This window comes from Campylobacter sp. BCW_6464, assembly GCF_001762775.1.
Lineage (GTDB): Bacteria > Campylobacterota > Campylobacteria > Campylobacterales > Campylobacteraceae > Campylobacter_D > Campylobacter_D jejuni.
This window is the reverse complement of sequence record NZ_MJXM01000028.1, coordinates 1-2,963: the sequence shown is the minus strand read 5'-3', so window position 1 is coordinate 2,963 and position 2,963 is coordinate 1. Positions and strand designations below refer to the sequence as shown.

Below are 2,963 nucleotides of genomic sequence, written 5' to 3'. Positions count from 1 at the left end.
CCCCTTGCTAACTCAATTTGAACTTAATCTTGCTAGAATTTATGTTTTAAATCCTAAAACCAAAGAAGATGTTTTTAATAAAAATATTCTTTGGATAAAAGAACATTTAGAATTTATGGAATTAGTTTATGGACATATCAAAGCACAAGAAAGCGCTTTGATAAAAAATATACTTCCTTTAGAAGAAAAACTTAAAGAAAGAAAATTAGATAAATGGATGGAAAGGGTAAGAAGGTGAGAGAAGAGCTTTTTTTAAAAAATACTCAAGCTTTATTTGAAGTTGATGAAACTCTAGCTTATAGATTAAGATCGCTTAAAAATATAACTTTGAAACTTATTCAAAATGAAAATGGAATCAATTTTACAAAAGATGAAATCTTACTTTATCAAAATCCCAATCAAGAGCTTTTAGAAAATCTTAGCCTTTTTCAAAGTGAATACGCAAAATATCCTATTTTATTTTTTTATGGTTTTGGAAATGGAATGCTTTATAAAAGCTTATGTGAAAATAAAAATCATCAACATATTGTTGTTTTTGAAGATGATTTGGAAATTTTAGCCCTTGCTTTTCATTTATTTGACTTTAGTGAAGCCTTAAAAAATGAAAAACTCATACTTTTTCACACTCAAACGCTAAATATTGCACAACTTAGCACACTTTTTAGCTATGAAGTCATTCAAAAAAGTGTAAAAATTTTTAATCTTTTTATCCATAGCGATTTTTATCAAAAATTCCAAAACACACAAATACAAAATACAAACACCCAACTCATAGAAATGATACGCTTTATTGTTTTAAACAAAGGCAATGATCCGCATGATTCTTTAGTAGGGATCAAACATACTTTAGATAATCTTCCTAAAATGTTAAATCATGGAATTTTTCAAGAATTTCTTAAAGAAAGAAGAGCTAAAGTTAAAAATGCTATCATTGTTTCTACAGGACCAAGTTTAATCAAACAACTTCCTTTATTAAAAAAGTATGCTAATAAAGCTACGATTTTTTGTGCGGATAGTGCTTATGTTATCCTTGGAAAATACGGTATAAAGCCTGATTATGTTTGTATGTTAGAACGTGATGATATAGTTTCTAAATGTTTTGATAATGATTTTGGCGATTTTAACAAAGACATACTTTTCATACTTGCTTCTGTGGTTCACAAAGAAGTATTAGATTTTTTAGAAAAAGATCAAAGAACTTATATGCTTGTACATCGCCCTTTAAATTTTGCAGCGAGTTTAAAACTTAATGAATACGGATATTTAGGAGTAGGACATAGCGTTTCAAATATGATCTATGAATTAGCCGGGGCCTTAAGATTTGAAAATATTATTTTCATAGGACAAGATCTTGCTTATAGTGAAGATGGAAGTTCTCACCCTAAAGAACACATTCATGGCAACCAAGGTGAAGAAATCAGAGGGGAAAGCTATACCTTAGCTTATGGTGGAAAAGGCAAAGTAAGAACACAACTTACTTGGAATTTATTTCGTCAAGCGTTTGAAAAAGATATTTTTTGGACAAAAGAAAAACTTCATATCAACACTTACAACTGTACCGAAGGTGGAGCAAGGATAGAAGGAACTATAGAAAAACCTTTTCTTTGGGTTTGTGAGAATTTACTTGATAAGGATTTAAACAAACCTTTTGATTTTCCAAAAATTTTAGATAAAAAACAAGCCAAAGAAAAATTAGAAAAAACAAAAAAATATCTCCAAAAAAACATTTTAGAATCCAAAGAATTTATCAAAAAAGCTCAAGCTCAACTTCAAAAACTCAGATACACTTTAGAAAAAAACAAAGATGATTTTCACACTCTTGAAAAAATCAAAAACAATCTCTTAAATCTTTTCAAAGAATTTAAAAAACTCAAATTTTTTAACGAACTTACTCGAGCAATTTATTTTCATAATGAATGTGAAATTTTAAAATTTGAAGTTTTAAATGCAAACAAGCAAAAAGAAAATTTGATAGATTTTTTAAAAATACAACACAATTGGTTTATACAAGGTTTAGGATACCTTGACACTCAAAACCAAACTATAGAAAAAAGTTTAGAAAATTGGAATTTTGACGATATAATCAAAAAATAATTAGGATTTCCAATGACCTTCACTCCTACCCAAAAAGAGCTCTTTAACAAAAATATTGAAGCTTTAGGTAATATTCTTTTAAAAGAAAGTTTAAAAGAAATCAAGTCTAGTAAATTTGAACTTATCTTAGGTAAAGATAATCTTGATATCAATCTAAAAGATAATTCAGTGGGGGAGTATAATGAAAATTTACTTTATCAAAACCCCATTAAAGAGTTACAAACTATGTTAAACACTTACAATGACAAATACCTACTTTATCCTGTATTGTATTTTTATGGTTTTGGAAATGGAATTTTATTTAAAGCTTTATTACAAAATAAAAATCATCAGCATATCGTTGTTTTTGAAAAAGATATAGAGATCATTTGGGCAATGTTTCATATCTTAGATTTTTCAAATGAATTACAAAATTCAAGATTGATGATTTTAGAAACTAGTTCTTTAGATATAGAATTTTTTTCTAATTTTTGTTCTAACAAACCTTTCTTTCAATTTTCTAGAATTTATTTTTTAGAACTGATGAGTAATTATTATGAAAGATTTCATGAGGATGTTTTGGAGTTAAATAAAAAGCTAGCGCAGCATTTTAAAGATTCTATTATTTCTCATGGTAATGATTCGCTTGATGCCCTTCAAGGCATAGAACAATTTGTTTATAATCTTCCTCAAATGATCACTCATCCTAGTTATACAGAATTACTTTCTAAAAGAAAGAATTTAAGTGATACAGCTATTATTGTTTCTACAGGACCAAGTTTAACCAAACAATTACCTTTATTAAAAAAGTATGCTAATAAAGCTACGATTTTTTGTGCAGATTCTTCTTATCCTATTTTAGCTAAGCATGGTATAAAGCCTGATTATGT

Annotated in this window: 2 protein-coding genes and 1 pseudogene; all 3 read left to right on the top strand. The window is 27.5% G+C overall.

Going from position 1 to position 2,963, the window contains the following annotated elements:
- Nucleotides 1-238: pseudogene (locus AJ885_RS01665) on the top strand (motility associated factor glycosyltransferase family protein); the annotation flags it as partial.
- Nucleotides 235-2,094, top strand: a complete 1,860-nt coding sequence (locus tag AJ885_RS01660; protein WP_079860264.1) for a motility associated factor glycosyltransferase family protein — start codon at nt 235-237, stop codon at nt 2,092-2,094. The pseudogene AJ885_RS01665 and the gene AJ885_RS01660, both read left to right, overlap by 4 nt.
- Before the next feature lie 12 nt (nt 2,095-2,106).
- Nucleotides 2,107-2,963 (top strand): motility associated factor glycosyltransferase family protein (locus tag AJ885_RS01655; protein ID WP_141080865.1); only part of this gene is annotated, 857 nt, incomplete at its 3' end.